This window comes from Bacillus sp. ISL-46 (genome assembly GCF_018613205.1).
This window is the reverse complement of sequence record NZ_JAGGQR010000011.1, coordinates 120,544-137,674: the sequence shown is the minus strand read 5'-3', so window position 1 is coordinate 137,674 and position 17,131 is coordinate 120,544. Positions and strand designations below refer to the sequence as shown.

Here is a 17,131-nt window from a genome sequence, read left to right as displayed (position 1 = left end):
AATGATGGTTTTAAAGCTTGAAAATGTCTCGTTATTACGAGAAGGAAATTGGATTATACAAGATATAAATTGGAAGATTAATAGAGGAGAAAACTGGGTTTTATTTGGATTAAATGGCTCGGGTAAGACAGCCATATTAAATTTAATAAATGCCTATTATTTCCCGACAAAAGGAAAAGTAACTGTACTGGGGATGGAATTTGGGAAAACCTATCTAAGTGAGAAACTGCGTAAACAGATCGGATTTGTCTCTTCATCCCTTCAGGAAAAATTTCATCCAGGGGATAATGCGTTTGAGGTTGTCTTAAGTGGTGCCTTTGCTTCCATCGGTCTTTACGAAACACCGACAGATGAAATGAGAAAAAAGGCTGTTGAACTATTGGAGACACTTGGTTGTATAAGGTATGCGAACCGAAATTACGAAAAATTATCACAAGGGGAAAAGCAACGTGTCTTAATTGCTCGTGCGTTGATGGCTGAACCTTCTTTGCTCATTCTCGATGAACCTACGAATGGATTGGATTTTATCGCGCGCGAACAACTGTTAGAATCGATTGAAAAAATTGCAGAAAATCCCGGTGCTCCGACATTGATTTATGTAACACATCATATCGAAGAAATTTTACCAGTTTTCACTAAAACCTTATTACTAAAAGAGGGACAAGTTTTTGCAGATGGAAAGACATGTGAATTGATATCTAGTCAAAAACTAACGGCGTTTTTCAATCTTCCAGTTCATGTGGAGTGGAAGAACAACAGGCCGATGCTTTCTAGACTACAGGTTGATGAGAAAGATAAACTCAAGGCCTATTGATGATTGAAAAAGGCGCATGAATAATTCATGCGCCAACCCCGCATTATTCGGATTGAGGGTGACGAAGTGAGTGCCAATTTAACATTTTGAAAAAAAGAATTCGGAAGTTTTACATGATAACAAAACGTTTATTTTTAACGAGGATGGAAAGTTGACGCATGAATTTACAGGCAGCATCATTGATCGAAATGAACTTTACCAGATTGTACAAGAGTAAAAATAAGCCTGACTCCTACTAGTACCTGAGAAGCTTTGTTATTTCCTGAGTGGGGAATTAACAAAGCTTCTTTTTAATAAGACCAAAATGTATGCAAGGATAAAAGGGTTAAAGATTTTTGAGAAAAGCATTTTTTTAAGAAAAAAGTATTGAGAGTTATCGCAGGAAAATGTATGATATGGCAAAGATAAAGAACTTTCTGATCCAGAGTTAGTAAAAATAAATCAGCTATTAGCTAAGAATATAGTAATGATGCAATAATTGAAACTTATGCTCAATGAATCTTCCAATCATTGAAATGTAAGGGCTTTTATAAAAATGACACTAGTGATTTTAGTAAACAGAATACATAAGTTGATAGTTTTTTGAAAGGGGATTCATAATTGAAAAAGCTATTACAAATCTATGCCTTCTTATTTATCGTCTACTTTCTATACTTATATAACTATCATATTAATGAGTCGCATTTATCCCAACTAACGCAAGGAGAAGGTCAGGGAGAATTTAGTGAGAAGTTCGTAATGGTTACATTCCAGTCAGGAATTGATTATTGGAAGAACTCTTTAAAAGGGTTTGAGGATGCAGCTCAGAAATTGAATGTATCAGTTGAATACCGGGGGGCTACGCAGCATGATATACATGAACAAATTACTGTGATGGAACAGGTGATTGCCAAAAAGCCTGCGGGAATTGCGATATCCGCTATCGACCCTGACGCATTAGCTAAAACTTTTGAAAAAGCACGGGATATGGGTATTCCTGTAGTTTTATTCGATTCAGGCGCTGCATTGGACAAGGTGTCTTCTTTTTTGGGGACTGATAATTATAAAGCTGGTATAACTGCAGCTCATAAGTTAATTGAACTAATTGGGAGAAAAGGAAAAGTGGCTGTCATTACATCTCCCAATCAATTAAATCATCAAGAAAGAACAAAAGGATTTTTAGACACAATTAAGAAAGAAACTACTGGGGTAGAGGTGATAGCAGTAAAAGATGGAAAGGGGGATCAGCTTGTTTCAAGCAAGGTCGCATTGAACCTCTTAAAGAAGTATCCAGATTTGAAGGGTATTTTTGCTACTGAAGCCAATGGAGGGGTTGGGGTCGGTAAAGCCGTCAGTCTCCTCAAGAAGAATCAAAAAGTGAAAATTGTAAGTTTTGATACAGATAAACAAACTCTGGATCTGATTAAAGATGGTACCATATCTGCAACCTTGGCTCAAGGTACCTGGAGGATGGGTTTTTGGTCTTTACTGTTTTTATTTGATCTCCAACATAAAAATTCTCCAATAATAAAACGTGAATTTTCCGATAAACCTCCAATGACATCATATGTTGATACAGGGATTTCTATTGTTACTAAAGAAAATTTAGAAAATTACTATGCAAAGTGAGCCGCCAAGAAAATGAGAGATTCGAAGATATTGGACAAAAATTTTTTTTTTAAAATTAACAACCTTCCTATCCGATTTAAGTTAATTGTTCTTTTAATGTTAATCAGTATTCTTCCATCTATTGGTCTTGGGTTTCTGACAGGATGGACTGTAGACCGCATTATAGAGAGACAAGTGAACCAAAATACACTGCAGTTAATTGGTCAAGTCAATAAAACACTGGATTTCTATGCCGGTAACATGCAAAACATGAGTTATTTGATAGCTTTTAACCCGGAAATTAAACAATTTTTGTACGAGAAAAAAAGCGAGCAAAGCCAAGGGGTAAAGGATGATTATGAGATACGAACATTTCTGCAAGGGCTTACAACGTTGTATCCAGAAGTAGCAGGCATTCTTGTGGTAAACAGCAATGGTCAGTACATCAGTAACGACATGTATACCCGCTCGATGAAAAGCCTCACTGAAGAGGCGTGGTATCAAGCTGCTGTGAAAAGTGAAGGGATTTTCAAAATCTTAGGGCACCCATTCAGCAGAAACATAACTAGCCATATACATTACAAGGATGACGAGGTTGTATCAGTTGTACGAGCAATTTTAGACCCTGAAACCCAGCAAGTGAAGGGTGTAATATTAATTGATATGAAGCTCAGAGTGATATCGGAAGCGACAAAAGATGTTCGCTTAGGTAAAACAGGTTATTTAATGGTGATTGACGATAAAGGCGAAAATATCTACTCACCATCCGAGCCCTTTCTTAACGAGATTCCTATTGAGTGGCTCCATTCGAATGAATCCGGGAATTTCTCAAAAAAAGTTAAAGGCAATAAGCTTCAATTCATATATAGAAAGTCTCCTTTTACTGGTTGGACAACTGTAGGTGTATTTTCTACAAAAGAATCAGTATTAGAGGTAAGGGAAATTCATTTTTATGTGATTAGTTTTGTCTTCTTCGTTTGTTTGTTTGGCCTTGGGGCCTCCTATTATTTATCCTATTCTATATCAAGACCAATCAGGCAACTCATGTCGTTTATGCGTAAAGCGGAATCTGGAGATTTGTCTGTCCGTTACAAAGGAGAACGAATGGATGAAATCGGGTTACTTGGCCGCAGCTTTAATACGATGCTTGTTCAATTAAATAAACTTATAACACTAAATGAGCTGCAAGAGCGTCAAAAACGTGATGCTGAACTACGAAGTCTTCAGGCTCATATTAAACCTCATTTCCTATACAATACGTTAGACACAATTCATTGGCTGGCCCGGAAAAAAGGTGCTGTAGATGTTGCTGAGGTGGTAGAGTCATTATCAAGACTTTTCCGCATTGGGTTAAGTAAAGGTAACAATATAATTCCTCTAAAAGAAGAAATGGAACATATTAACAGTTATTTAAAGATCCAAAAAGCTAGATATCAAGATAAATTAAATTACACCTTAAATATTGCTTCAAATGTTGAAAAGATCAATGTATTAAAGCTTGTATTACAGCCAATCGTAGAAAACGCCATATATCATGGAATCAAAGAAAGGAGAGGGCCTGGTCATATTATCGTTAAAGCAGAAGAACATGAAGGAAATATAGTTTTCCATGTAATGGATGATGGGAAGGGAATTCCTCCTGAAAAGCTTGAAGCTCTAAGAAGTAAATTGGGAACGTTATTTTCTCAATCTCAGCAATATAAAGGAAGTGAGAATTTCGGGTATGGGATGCTTAATGTCCAAGCCAGAATTAAACTGACTTTTGGAGATGCCTATGGTATATCAATTGATAGTGAATTAGGTAAGGGTACAACAGTAAAGGTGGTCCTTCCTGCCATCAGAGAAAAATGAAGCGATGAAAGAGTTAGAAAGGGGAGCAAATTGTGTGCAAAATCATTGGAATGTATTGATTGCAGATGATGAGCCGATAATACGTGAAGGAATTCGTGAATCTGTAGATTGGCAAGAGCTTCATATGAAGGTTGTAGCAGAAGCGGAAGATGGAGAAGAAGCATTCGAACTTGCCATCGAATATTCAGTAGACATATTGCTGGTAGATTTGAATATGCCAATTATGGATGGTTTGACTTTAATTAAACATGTACGAGAGAGTTTGCCAAACTGTAAAATAATAATTATTTCAGGTCATGACGAATTTACATATGCCCAAGAAGCATTACGCTTAAATGTTAATGATTATATTCTCAAACCCGCAAATCCTGATCAATTACAAAACGTCCTACAGAGTATAAGAAAACAATTGGAAGAAAGAGAACAGCAAAGTGAGTACTTAGCATTAGCGAAAGACCAAATCATAAAAAATATCCCTCTCTTACAGCAAAATTTTTGTCAGGAATGGCTAAAAGGGAATATGACAGAATCTGAAATTATTAAACAACTAAAATTCTTACATTTGCCTCTAGAATGCCCGAAACAGTTTGGTCTCATTCAATGTCATGAAATTTATATCAATAAACCTTTATTGAATGAAAATAATAAACAATTATTTAATTTTACAGAAGATATCGTTGCTGAAGCACTTGAACCCTTCCAAAAAGTTGTTTTTCGTGACCCTTCAGGGTTTATATCAGTTTGTATTTGGGGAAATGTACAAGAAGATGTCGTATTATTGTTGTCAAAGAAATTAAAAAATTATTTGAACACGACACCGAATATGCACTTTGAGCAAGTAACTGGAGAAACATTTGCGATTTCTGAAATTTATAAACACTGCGAAACAATGATGTATGAAAATTTAAAGATCTCACCGATCGTCCGGCGTGCGAGATCCTATCTTAGTGAACATTTTTCAGAAACAGATTTGACATTGGAATCATTGGCACAGTATCTGCAAGTATCCCCTGTTTATCTAAGCAGGATAATGAAAAAGGAATTAGGTACTTCTTTTGTTAGTATGATTACAAATATGCGAATCAGCAAGGCTATTATGCTGCTAAACTCCACAGAACTTTCTATTCTTGAAATTGCCGGAAAAGTTGGATATGACACACAGCATTATTTTAGTACTGCTTTTAAAAAAGTAATGGGTGTATCTCCCAACCAGTATCGAAAAGGTGCAGGTTTTTCAAGTTCGATTTCTAGTAAAGAATAGGAGTAATATAGTTTAATTAGCCAAATATGAATGTACTAAGGGACAGTCCAAATAAAATCATTTGGACTGTTCTATTTTGTTTACGGGGAATTTCGAACAAAAAGTGCTTTCAAACCTAGTGGGTAATTTTTGTTTTTATTATGAAGTATTTTTTGAAAGCGCTTAAAGTTAAGTTGTATTTTTATAAAAATAGTTGTTTTATTGAAAAGACGAAAAAATGACAGGGTGATATATTCATAGCAAGGAATAAAACATAAAATTTGAAATAAACAAAAGGGGCGATTCAGATGAAAAAGTTGTTGTCAGTAATTATGTTAATTACATTATTATTTTCGTTGGCAGCATGTGGAAGTAAAAGTACAAGTGGAGATAGTGGATTTGTAGGACTTGCGATGCCTACAAAGTCATCGGAAAGATGGGTAAGTGACGGTCAAAATATGAAAAAAGAATTTGAAAAGTTAGGCTATAAAGTGGACTTGCAATATGCAGAAGACGTAGTAGAGAATCAGGTATCTCAAATTGAGAATATGATTACGAAGGGTGTAAACGTTTTAGTAATTGCGTCAATTGACGGTGAAGCCTTAACAGATGTTTTAGACAAAGCAAACAAGCAAGGGATTAAAGTCATTGCATATGATCGTTTAATTAAAAATAGTAAATATGTCAGCTATTATGCAACATTTGACAACTTTAAAGTAGGTGTTCAACAAGGCTCTTATATTGAAGAAAAATTAGGTTTAAAGGCAGGAAAGGGCCCATTCAATATCGAGTTGTTTGCAGGATCGCCAGATGATAATAATGCCTATTTCTTTTTTGATGGGGCAATGTCAGTATTAAAGCCTTATATTGAATCGGGGATATTAGTCGTAAAAAGCGGTCAAAAGTCATTTGAACAAGGTGCCACATTAAGATGGGACGGTGCAGTTGCACAAGCTAGGATGGATAATCTATTAAGTGCCCACTATACCACTGACAAGGTAGATGCCGTTTTATCACCTTATGATGGAATCAGTATCGGGATCATATCATCTTTAAAAGGTGTTGGTTATGGATCAGCTACTAAACCACTTCCTATTATTACTGGACAAGATGCTGAGCTAGCTTCTATTAAATCAATAATAAAAGGTGAACAGACACAAACAGTGTTTAAAGACACAAGAGAATTGGCTAAAAAAGCTGTTTCTATGGCTGATGCCGTTTTAAAGGGCAAAAAAGCTGAAGTAAATGATACAAAAACGTACGACAATGGTAAAAAAGTCGTTCCTTCATATCTGCTTGAACCGGTTTCAGTTGATAAAGCAAACTATGAATCTGTCTTAGTTGATTCTGGATATTACAAAAAGGAAGAACTAAGTAAATAATTAGTGATTAAAATGATTTAGTGACAGTTGAAGAACCGTCACTAAATCATTTTATAAAATTGCGAGGTTGTGGTGAAACATGTCAAAGATAATTTTAGAAATGAGGAATATTACAAAAGAGTTTCCAGGCGTCAAAGCACTACAAAATGTAAATTTAAAGATAAAAGAGGGCGAAATTCACGCTTTATGTGGAGAAAATGGGGCTGGGAAATCCACTTTAATGAAAGTATTGAGTGGTGTCTATCCACATGGTTCATATACTGGGGATATTCTGTTTGATGGAAAGGTTTGTAAATTTAAGGACATCAAACAAAGTGAAGAATTAGGGATTGTTATTATTCATCAAGAGCTGGCATTGATTCCATATCTATCGATTGCTGAAAATATTTTCCTTGGTAACGAACAAGCGAAAAATGGAATTATCAATTGGAATGAAACAGTGTTAAGGACGAGAGAACTGCTGACAAAGGTAGGTTTAAACGAATCACCAAATACAAAAATCGCAGACTTGGGTGTAGGGAAACAACAATTAACGGAAATAGCGAAGGCACTATCTAAAAATGTAAAATTATTAATATTGGATGAACCTACTGCTGCTTTAAATGAACACGATAGTGAAAACCTATTAAATCTTTTATTAGAGTTTAAAAAACAGGGCATGTCAGCCATTATTATATCGCATAAATTAAATGAAATTTCCAAAGTGGCGGATTCCATCACAATTTTGCGAGACGGCCAAACCGTAGAAACTCTAGATATGAAAGTAGACAAAATTTCAGAAGACAGAATTATCAAAGGAATGGTAGGAAGAGAATTAACGAATCGCTATCCAAAAAGGGATGCGAAAATTGGAAATACTATTTTTGAAGTGAAAAACTGGAATGTCTTTCACGAAATGCATGCAAATCAAAAATTAATTGATAATGTGAATATTCATATTCGTAAAGGTGAGATTGTTGGTATTGCCGGCTTGATGGGCGCAGGAAGAACAGAGTTGGCAATGAGTATCTTTGGGAAATCGTATGGAAAGAAAATAACGGGACAAATATATAAAGATAGTAAAGAAATCCATTTGAATAATGTTAGTCAGGCAATCGAACATGGAATCGCTTATGTTTCTGAAGATCGAAAGGTTAACGGGTTAATCTTAATGGATGATATTAAACAAAACATTACATTAGCCAGCCTTAATAAGATAACCAACAAATTTGTTATTAATAAGAACCAAGAAATTATTGAATCGGAAAAATTCCGTGAAAAATTAAAAATTAAAACTCCTAGTATTCATCAGAAAACTGGAAATCTGAGTGGTGGAAATCAACAAAAAGTTGTATTGAGTAAATGGATCTTTTCAGAACCTGATATCCTGATTTTAGATGAACCTACTCGAGGTATTGATGTAGGCGCAAAGTATGAAATTTACACAATCATTAATCAGTTGGCTACAGATGGAAAAGGGATTTTAGTCATTTCTTCAGAGCTGCCAGAAATTCTTGGGATTTGTGATCGAGTGTATGTAATGAATGAGGGCAGAATAACAGGAGAAGTTTTAAAAGAAGAAGCAACTCAAGAACGTATTATGAAATATATGACCAAAAGTATGGTTTAGGGGGTAGCAAAACATGCAATTGTTAACGCATAAAACGGCTGAAAACGAGAAAGTTGCAGTTCGTGAACCAAAAGTAAATCACATTTTACAATTTTTCAAAAATAATTTGAGACAATACAGTATGATTTTGGCACTAGTTTCAATTATGATTCTTTTTCAAGTTCTAACAGATGGTATTTTATTAAGACCATTAAATATTACAAACCTAATCTTGCAAAATAGCTATATTTTAGTATTGGCAATAGGAATGATTTTAGTTATTATTACCGGACATATTGATCTATCGGTAGGTTCAATAGCAGCCTTTGTTGGAGCTATATCTGCTATATTAATGGTTAATTATGAAGTTCCGATCTCAGCCGCAATAATAATCTCATTATTAATTGGTGCACTTATTGGCGCTTGGCAAGGATTTTGGGTGGCATATGTCAAAATTCCTGCGTTTATTGTTACTCTAGCAGGAATGCTTTTGTTTAGAGGATTGACCATGGTTGTGTTGGAGGGCAAATCAATCGCCCCATTTCCTGAAACATTTCAAAAAATTAGCTCAGGTTTCATTCCAGATGTGTTTGGTGGAGCGAACCTTCATATTTTAACTCTTGCCATTGGAGCTCTGCTATCTGTCATTCTAATCTTCAATGAATTGAAAATTAGAAAAGCTGAAATAAAATACAATTTAGATGTTTCACCTATAGGAATTTTCATTTTGAAGATTATTGCAATAGTTGCCTTAATTAATGTATTTGTGTATGTTCTTGCTACTTACGAAGGAATTCCTAATATTTTAGTTATCTTGGCTTTATTAATCTTGGCTTATCAATTTATTACAACAAAAACCATTGCAGGACGTCACATTTATGCGATAGGTGGAAATGAAAAAGCAGCCAGTTTATCAGGGGTCAAAACAAAGCGGGTCACATTCTGGGTCTTTGTAAATATGGGAGTGTTATCTGCTCTATCTGGGCTTCTATTTGCAGCTCGATTAAATGCTGCAACACCTAGAGCTGGAAATCTTTTTGAACTTGATGCGATTGCTGCGTGTTTTATTGGCGGGGCATCAGCATATGGTGGAGTAGGTACGGTTCCAGGGGCTATTATTGGTGGACTTGTTATGGGTGTCATGAATAACGGAATGTCTATCCTAGGTTTAGGAATAGATTGGCAGCAAGGTATTAAAGGGCTTGTATTATTAGCTGCAGTAGCTTTTGATATTTATAATAAAAACAAATCATCATAATTTACCTTATTAAATAAGAGTAGACCGCTATCTTTAAATGGTAGCGGTCTTTCTGTAGAGGGTATGTTTTGTCTATGTCGAAATCGTGCAGATAAATTAGAGTCCGCTTTAATCCTAGGACAAGATGTTTGGTTATTCATTGTGCAAGAATCCTAGAAAGCAGATAAAAAAAGATATAAACGGAAATAAATAAAAAATAAAAAAATTTATTTTGTATATTCAAAAATAAACAAAAATGTTTTATAATAAAAACAGAATATAATAAACATATTAACAAACAAACGGGGGAATTCAGATGGTAAAGAATCTTTGGGATACTGAAAAGGCATCACAAGTTTTAAAAGGAGTAGAAGAATTAGTGTATCGGTCCAACTTGATTGGATCAGATCGTGCCGTATGTAACTGGGGTGGCGGCAATACATCGATGAAGACAACTGAAAAGGATTTTCGCGGTCGTGATATAGAAGTGATGTGGGTAAAGGGAAGCGGTTCCGATTTGGCAACAATGAAGGCTCATAACTTTACAGGCCTAAACCTAGAAGATATCCGTCCACTATTTGAACTTGATGAAATGACTGATGAGGATATGGTGTCCTATCTTTCACATTGCATGATTGATAGTAAACATCCAAGAGCATCGATCGAAACATTATTACATGCGTTCTTACCATATAACCATGTAGACCACACACATCCAGATGCGATTATTAGCCTTTGCTGTGCTGATAATGGGAAGCAGCTTGCTGAAGAGATTTTTGGAAATCGTTTTGTTTGGGTTCCATATGTACGGCCAGGCTTTACACTTTCAAAAATGATCGCAGAAGGAGTAAGAAATAACCCAAATGCGGAGCTTGTCTTAATGGAAAAACATGGACTTGTTACGTGGGGAGAAACTTCAGAAGAGTCCTATGCCAAAACAATTGAAATTATTAATGAAGCAGAACTATATATTAATGAAAGAATTGATGAGGCAGCAGTTTTTGGCGGTCAAAAATATGAATCTCTTACCGACGAAGAAGCAACTAGCATCCTAGCAAAAGTAATGCCAGTAATCCGCGGAGCAGTAAGTGATGAAAAGAAAATGCTGTTAACGTTTGACCGTGGTGAAGATGTTATTCAATTTGTAAACAGTCACCAAGCACCAGAGCTTTCTCAAGTAGGTGCGGCATGTCCAGACCATCTTGTCCACACAAAAATGGTCCCACTTTATATCAATTGGGATCCACAAACGAAAGACGTAGAAGCCTTAATTGCTAGTGTAAAAGAAGGGATTGCCAATTTCAAAGCACAGTACAAAGAATACTTTGAGCGCAACAAAAATGAAGGCGATAAAATATTTGAACCTGCTCCACGTGTCATCCTTATTCCTGGGGTTGGTATGGTGAACTCTGGAAAGGATGTTAGCAACTCTAGAGTAAGCGGGGCATTATATCATCGTGCGATTGCTGTTATGAAAGGCTCTACTACATTAGGAAACTTCGTATCTTTAAGCGAGAATGAATCCTACAACGTTGAATATTGGCCATTAGAGCTATATAAATTAACACTTGCGCCTGCAGAGGCAGAATTTTCTAGAAAAATAGCTTTTGTTACCGGTGGTGCGGGTGGAATTGGTAGTGCAACAGCTCGTCGTCTTGTTTCTGAAGGTGCACATGTTGTGCTTGCTGACCTAAATTTGGAAGGTGCAGAAAAGGTTGCTGCTGAAATTAATGAAAAGTTCGGGGCGAATCGTGCTCTTGCCGTTAAGATGGATGTTACTAGTGAAGAGCAAGTTGTAGCAGCGTTTGACCAAATAGCACTAACATATGGCGGTGTAGACATTATTGTCAACAACGCAGGTCTTGCAACATCAAGTCCATTCGAAGAAACAACTCTCAAAGAGTGGAATCTAAATATGAATGTATTAGGTACAGGTTACTTTTTAGTTGCCCGCGAAGCATTCAAGCAAATGAAAGATCAAGCTATTGGCGGTAACATGGTATTTATCGGATCGAAAAACTCAGTGTACGCTGGCAAGAATGCAGCTGCCTACAGCTCTGTGAAAGCACTTGAAACACACTTAGCAAGATGTATTGCGGCTGAAGGCGGCGAATATGGAATTCGTGTAAACTCTGTTCTTCCAGATGCAGTACTTCAAGGTTCAGCGATTTGGGGTTCAAGATGGCGTGAAGAGCGTGCTGCAGCATATGGAATTGATCCTGATCAATTAGAAGAGCACTATCGCAAACGTACAACTCTTTTAGTTAATATCTATCCTTCAGATATCGCTGAATCAATTGCATTCTTTGCCTCATCAAAATCAGATAGAACGACTGGCTGTATGTTAACAGTAGATGGCGGGGTACCTGCGGCGTTTACTAGATAAGTTAAGCAAACCAAAAAAATTAGTAAAAAGACCGTTCCATCATCATGGAACGGTCTTTATTGATATTGTTTCTACCATTTTCTCTAATTGCAGACTTATAAGACTCCGCGTTTGCGGGGTGTTTTTTTACACTAAAATGGATTTTATCGAAGGAACTTAAGGTAAAATGGTAGAACTAGCAGACTGAATTATTGGAATATATACAAGATTCGTATTACTGTAAACGATATTTTATATTTCTCTAATCAATTATACTGACCTATACTTTTAAATAAGTGAAGCGCTTACTTGATTAAAAAGATGGGGAGGTATGAACTTAAGTACCAAATGGTGAACGAGAAGAAGTTTCATAGATAGAAATATTCCATAATATTAAGGGGGAAATGAAAAATTGGTAAACAACTATACTAGTACCAAGCCTATAATGAAGGCTCTCGCCCTTGGCTCAATGCTCACCCTCACGGCCACTATGACAGCATGCAGTTCAAATATTTCATTCGCAAAAACAAGCGAAAAACCAAAAGAAAATACGAAAAAAGTTCTAAAAAACCCAACCCAATACGCAAATGGCGACAAAAAACCAAATATTGTCTATATTGTTCTGGATGATATCGGTTTCTCCGACCTCGGCACCTACGGGTCGGAAATAAAAACACCTAATATAGACAAGCTGGCTGCAGACGGACTCCGCTACAATAACTTTAACGCCACTGCACTATGTTCACCAACACGAGCCTCGCTCCTGACCGGCAGAGAAAATAATTCTGTCGGAATGGGACTTGTAGCAAATGTATCATTGGGCCCCGACCGGCCTAACCTCCAGGGAGGTGTCACTCCTGCTGCGGGAACAGTAACCAAGATATTAAAAGAAAATAGCTTTAGCACATTTGGTGTCGGAAAGTGGCACATTGCTCCTATCCATACAGTAAGACCTGCAGGACCATTCGATTACTGGCCGCTGTCAAATGGTTCGATAGATATTATGGCTATATGGATGGCGAAACAGGCCAGTTCAAACCACAGCTGGTAAACGGAAATGAACTGATTGAAGCACCAAAGACTGAAGGATATAGCTTAGCTGATGATGTGCTAGCACATGCTAAGCAATATATTACGGATCAGGTTTCGATTCTTTTTGAATTATGACTTCAGCGCGGGTTATTCTCCAATACAGGTGCCTGAAAAATATATTGATATGTACGAAGGGGTCTATGATAAAGGCTGGGATGCCATCCGCCAGGAGCGCTTTGAGCGTCAAAAGAAATTTGGCATTATCCCATTTCCCCACGCTTGCACCTTCGGATCCAACAGTGGGGAAATGGGATAGTTTTACAGGAGATCAAAAGAAGCTTTATACACGATTTATGCAGGCATATGCTGGATACATTACACAGGCCGATGAAGAAGTCGGCAAGCTGGTCAGTTATTTGAAGGAAACGGGACAATACGAAAATACCATGATTGTTCTTTTAGGTGATAATGGCGCAGCACCAGAAGGCGGACCGAATGGTACTGACAGCTTTTTCAGTGCACTTACAGCAGGCAGAGTAGCTTCTGTAGATGACCTTATGAAAAAATATGAGCTGATTGGCGGGCCAGATATGCAGGCATTATATCCTAAAGGCTGGGCCCAGGGTTGATGAGGAAACAAAGCTTCCGCAATTGAGCGTTGTTTCATGGGTATATGCGAACCCGGACGGCACACAAATAAAGGTCGCCCTTGGTCATAAAGCATCAAGTATTAAAAATATCCAGAGAAATCCCAATGTGGTCGTCAGATTGATTGGAGGGGGAAGCTGCTATTCAGTGCGTGGCAACGCTCGCGTTTCTGAAGTAATCGAAAGGACCATGAAGCTGTGTGTGGTAACTATTGATATTGAAGAAGTGGAGAATGTTATGTTTTACGGCGGCAAGGTGACGGTTGAACCGAAATATGAAAAGACGTATAATCCCGAACTTGCCAAGAAATTAGATACAGAAGTTTACGAACTTCTAAACAACTATAATGTCTAAAAATAAAGGTAAACACTTTAATTTAGCAGACGTCTGAATTCAATTCAGGCGTCTGTATTTTTTATATACGGAGAGCGGGGGGCAGACTCTCAGCCAAAAGGCTGCGAGTCTTTTGTAAATCTAGGAATCTAATCGTTACTCTTTTTTAAGCATATTCATGAATAATTGAGCGTTATGGGTCAAGTTGAGTTTACCTTCAGAAGATAGGTAGGTTTCATTGTTCTTCTTATTAATCTCTGCCATGAATTTCTCCATAAATTCTAATGCTTTTTGGACAGATTCTTTTTCCAAGTGGTGTTTTACTTGTTTAAGCGAGTTGTCTAACTGACTGAATAGCGGATCAGTTAACTCTTTATTTTTTCTAAGTTCTGCCATCTCGTTTTCTAATGCAGATAGAACACTAGGCATAATGAATTCAGGGACCGGAACCTTTGCCCAATCAGTATCACTTCCGAAGTAAAAGCTTGTATAAGAAGGCTGATTATAAGCGGTACTCTGTCTTGCTACTTCTGCCCGGTACTGAGGATCGTGCATTAACGTATATAATTTATGGTTTGTAACCTCTGTGCTCAAATAAATTCGCATCGCAGAACTATCAGTGGTCCTTACCAACAGCTCTTCGCGCCAGTCGCCAAAAATATCAGCAACTAAACTTGGGTTACCCTTTGTTCCATTATTTGTTCGTGTATCTGAAGCAGTAAGAACCTTGCCTTTCTGCCAATCGTCAATAGTAGGTGTATTATTTTCTGCACCATTGACGATTTGTGTCGTCATATCTGCGGACCACTTAATGTTCATGTTCGTACCAGGCGCTTTAGTATTAATTTGCTTACCATCTGCAGTCCATAATCCGACTGCCCAGGTTTCTAAACCAGGGTGTGAAGGATCAACATCACCAACCATACCTCGTCCTGTATCCTTTCCTGTATAGCCGCCATAAATTGTTTTTCCTGTTTTCGCGTCACGAAGTGCATATCCAAATGGAGCCGACGCTGCACCCTCATGAACCATAAAGATTTCCATACCAGGTCGATTTGGATCAATATCTGTTACATGAAGAGCGTCCCCATGCCCAACTCTAGCAGTGGTACCCGGTGCTGCACTTTCTGCTGGCATGGTATCCATTGAGCTGTACAACAAGGAACCGTCATGATCAATGGTTGCCCCGCCATAGACAATCTCTTGTTTTCCATCACCATCAACGTCTGCTGCACTTAATGAGTGAGCCCCTTGGGTTGTGATTGAACCGTATACTGGATCTGTGCCATCTTTACCGTGCGGGCCATCGTTAAATGGATTACTCATCGGAGTCCATCCGCTGTCGACTGCCCAGTTTTCCTTTATCTTTTTACCATCCCAGCTATATGTAACCAAATTGGTTCTTGTATAATACCCTCGGCCAAATACTGCATATGGCTTCTCGCCATCCAGGTAAGCTACACTTGAAAGGAAACGGTCTACACGGTTACCTGGTTCAATTCTGGCCATCGCATAGTCGCCCCACATCAGACCATCATCATGGCGTCCCAGTTTATAGTCAATCGTATCCATTTCATCACCAGTTTCTCCATTGAAGACTGATAAATACTCAGGTCCATCCACAATAAAGCCTTCAAATGCTCTTAAATTGTTCCGGGCGCTTCTGCTTGGTGCATATACATCCATGAAATAATCCGCTAAACTTTCAGCATCCTCTTTAGATAGCGGATAGTTATATTTCTTTTCAATTCCAAAACATTCTTCAAGTGTTTTTGGCCAGTTACCCTTTACTACTTCTTCATGCTTATCCCAGTCCATAAACATATTAACGACATGATTATAATAATCTTTGCTGCTCAAGCGGTAATCATCATTATTGCTATACCCAGCAGCAATGTCTTTTTTAGACATTTTAATAAACTTCTCGGAAGTTACCTTTCCTTCTTTATCAAATTTGATAACCTTTGTACCAGGAGCCGTTTTAAACATAATTTCAGACTTTCCGTCGCCATCAAAATCATATACTAAGAATTGTGTATAATGTGCACCTGACCGAATATTAACACCTAAGTCAATTCGATAAAGAAGTGTTCCATCAAACCTGTAGCAATCAATATAAGTATTGCCGGTATAGCCAACCTGTGACACATCCTTTGCATTGGAAGGATACCATTTGACAAAGAATTCATATTGTCCGTCACCGTCAACATCCCCAACGCTCATATCATTAGCCGAATAAGTATAACTTTCACCTGCTGGGGTGACACCATCGGCCGGTTTATTTAGGGGCAAATCATAATAGGCTTTTCCCCATGCCGTAACGGAAGAACTTTGATCTAATTCTTTTCCATCTAGGATAGAACTTACATAATACTTAGAAGCAGCGTTCCCTTCTTTATCAACAAAGTTGGTACTGTCATTGACCGTCGCGATCTTTTTACCATCCCGATACACATTGAAATTTACACCGGTCAATCCCGTTTCGGAGTACCCCTTCACTTCATTCCCTAACAATCTCCAACTCATAAATACACCCTGAGATGTGGGAATAGCAACTAAACCACGATCAAGATATTCTAATTGGATTCCTTGGCCTTGTTTTGTAGTTTGCTTGATCGTTTCTGCTGAAACACCTGAAAAATTTGATAACAACAGGGGTAAGGCAACAGCAGTGGCTAGAACCTTTTTTGTAATTGAATGTTTTTTCAACTTTAATTACCCTCCTTAAAAATTAATTTTCCAATAGTCGGGAACAAACAATAGCTATGGTTGCGCTTACAAAAAATTATATGATCACCTCTCTTAACGAGCGCTCATGACTCATGTGGCTACCCATTCAGCTAGAATCAAGGATGTTAAAAGCACTTTTTATTATATTTCAATTATTCTGAATACTAAATTTAAAATTCAGATATTAATGATAAAAATACAGTGTACTCTTTTATCAAAAATGGCTATTTAAGTCTATTATCACGGTCTAAAAGAACCGAAGGAGTTTTTTCTCTATTAACTTGCATTAGGAAACACTGTTTTTTGATAAAAGAAAACTGAATT

13 protein-coding genes are annotated in these 17,131 nt (G+C 37.3%); 12 read left to right on the top strand and 1 reads right to left on the bottom strand.

Annotated elements, in window-relative coordinates; translation table 11 throughout:
• Positions 1 to 4: 4 nt before the first annotated feature.
• From J7E67_RS05695 to J7E67_RS05640, 12 genes are all read left to right on the top strand, one after another.
• Complete coding sequence (locus J7E67_RS05695) at positions 5 to 814, top strand: ABC transporter ATP-binding protein (protein WP_214714415.1); 810 nt, start codon at positions 5 to 7, stop codon at positions 812 to 814.
• A gap of 600 nt (positions 815 to 1,414) precedes the next feature.
• Positions 1,415 to 2,422: a substrate-binding domain-containing protein gene (locus J7E67_RS05690; protein ID WP_214714413.1), complete on the top strand. Its 1,008-nt coding sequence runs from the start codon at positions 1,415 to 1,417 to the stop codon at positions 2,420 to 2,422.
• Positions 2,423 to 2,518: 96 nt separating this feature from the next.
• A complete protein-coding gene (locus J7E67_RS05685) occupies positions 2,519 to 4,252 on the top strand; it encodes a cache domain-containing sensor histidine kinase (RefSeq protein WP_251026596.1) in 1,734 nt (577 codons plus the stop codon).
• A 34-nt stretch (positions 4,253 to 4,286) separates the two neighbouring features.
• Positions 4,287 to 5,513, top strand: a complete 1,227-nt coding sequence (locus tag J7E67_RS05680) for a response regulator transcription factor (RefSeq protein WP_214714631.1) — start codon at positions 4,287 to 4,289, stop codon at positions 5,511 to 5,513.
• A 287-nt stretch (positions 5,514 to 5,800) separates the two neighbouring features.
• Positions 5,801 to 6,874, top strand: a complete 1,074-nt coding sequence (gene chvE, locus J7E67_RS05675; protein WP_214714408.1) for a multiple monosaccharide ABC transporter substrate-binding protein — start codon at positions 5,801 to 5,803, stop codon at positions 6,872 to 6,874.
• Positions 6,875 to 6,953: 79 nt separating this feature from the next.
• Positions 6,954 to 8,483 carry a multiple monosaccharide ABC transporter ATP-binding protein gene (gene mmsA, locus J7E67_RS05670; RefSeq protein ID WP_214714406.1) on the top strand — a complete coding sequence of 510 codons (1,530 nt, stop codon included), beginning with the start codon at positions 6,954 to 6,956 and terminating at the stop codon, positions 8,481 to 8,483.
• Between the two features lie 121 nt (positions 8,484 to 8,604).
• Positions 8,605 to 9,720, top strand: a complete 1,116-nt coding sequence (gene mmsB, locus J7E67_RS05665) for a multiple monosaccharide ABC transporter permease (RefSeq protein ID WP_251026594.1) — start codon at positions 8,605 to 8,607, stop codon at positions 9,718 to 9,720.
• Between the two features lie 295 nt (positions 9,721 to 10,015).
• Positions 10,016 to 12,085 carry a bifunctional aldolase/short-chain dehydrogenase gene (locus J7E67_RS05660; RefSeq protein ID WP_214731206.1) on the top strand — a complete coding sequence of 690 codons (2,070 nt, stop codon included), beginning with the start codon at positions 10,016 to 10,018 and terminating at the stop codon, positions 12,083 to 12,085.
• 391 nt (positions 12,086 to 12,476) lie between these two features.
• Positions 12,477 to 13,115, top strand: coding sequence for a sulfatase-like hydrolase/transferase (locus tag J7E67_RS05655; protein ID WP_214731205.1), 639 nt, complete (start codon positions 12,477 to 12,479; stop codon positions 13,113 to 13,115).
• Positions 13,076 to 13,231, top strand: a complete 156-nt coding sequence (locus J7E67_RS05650; RefSeq protein WP_214731203.1) for a hypothetical protein — start codon at positions 13,076 to 13,078, stop codon at positions 13,229 to 13,231. Before J7E67_RS05655 ends, J7E67_RS05650 begins: the two co-directional genes overlap by 40 nt.
• Before the next feature lie 101 nt (positions 13,232 to 13,332).
• Positions 13,333 to 13,725 carry a sulfatase-like hydrolase/transferase gene (locus J7E67_RS05645; protein ID WP_214714398.1) on the top strand — a complete coding sequence of 131 codons (393 nt, stop codon included), beginning with the start codon at positions 13,333 to 13,335 and terminating at the stop codon, positions 13,723 to 13,725.
• Between the two features lie 22 nt (positions 13,726 to 13,747).
• The gene (locus J7E67_RS05640; protein WP_251026586.1) at positions 13,748 to 14,098 is read left to right on the top strand and encodes a PNPOx family protein; all 351 of its coding nucleotides are present in this window, start codon (positions 13,748 to 13,750) and stop codon (positions 14,096 to 14,098) included.
• A 135-nt stretch (positions 14,099 to 14,233) separates the two neighbouring features.
• On the opposite strand, the gene J7E67_RS05635 is transcribed toward J7E67_RS05640, so the two are convergent.
• Entirely contained in the window at positions 14,234 to 16,786 is a 2,553-nt protein-coding gene (locus J7E67_RS05635) for a rhamnogalacturonan lyase (protein WP_214731201.1), read from the bottom strand.
• Positions 16,787 to 17,131: the final 345 nt, after the last annotated feature.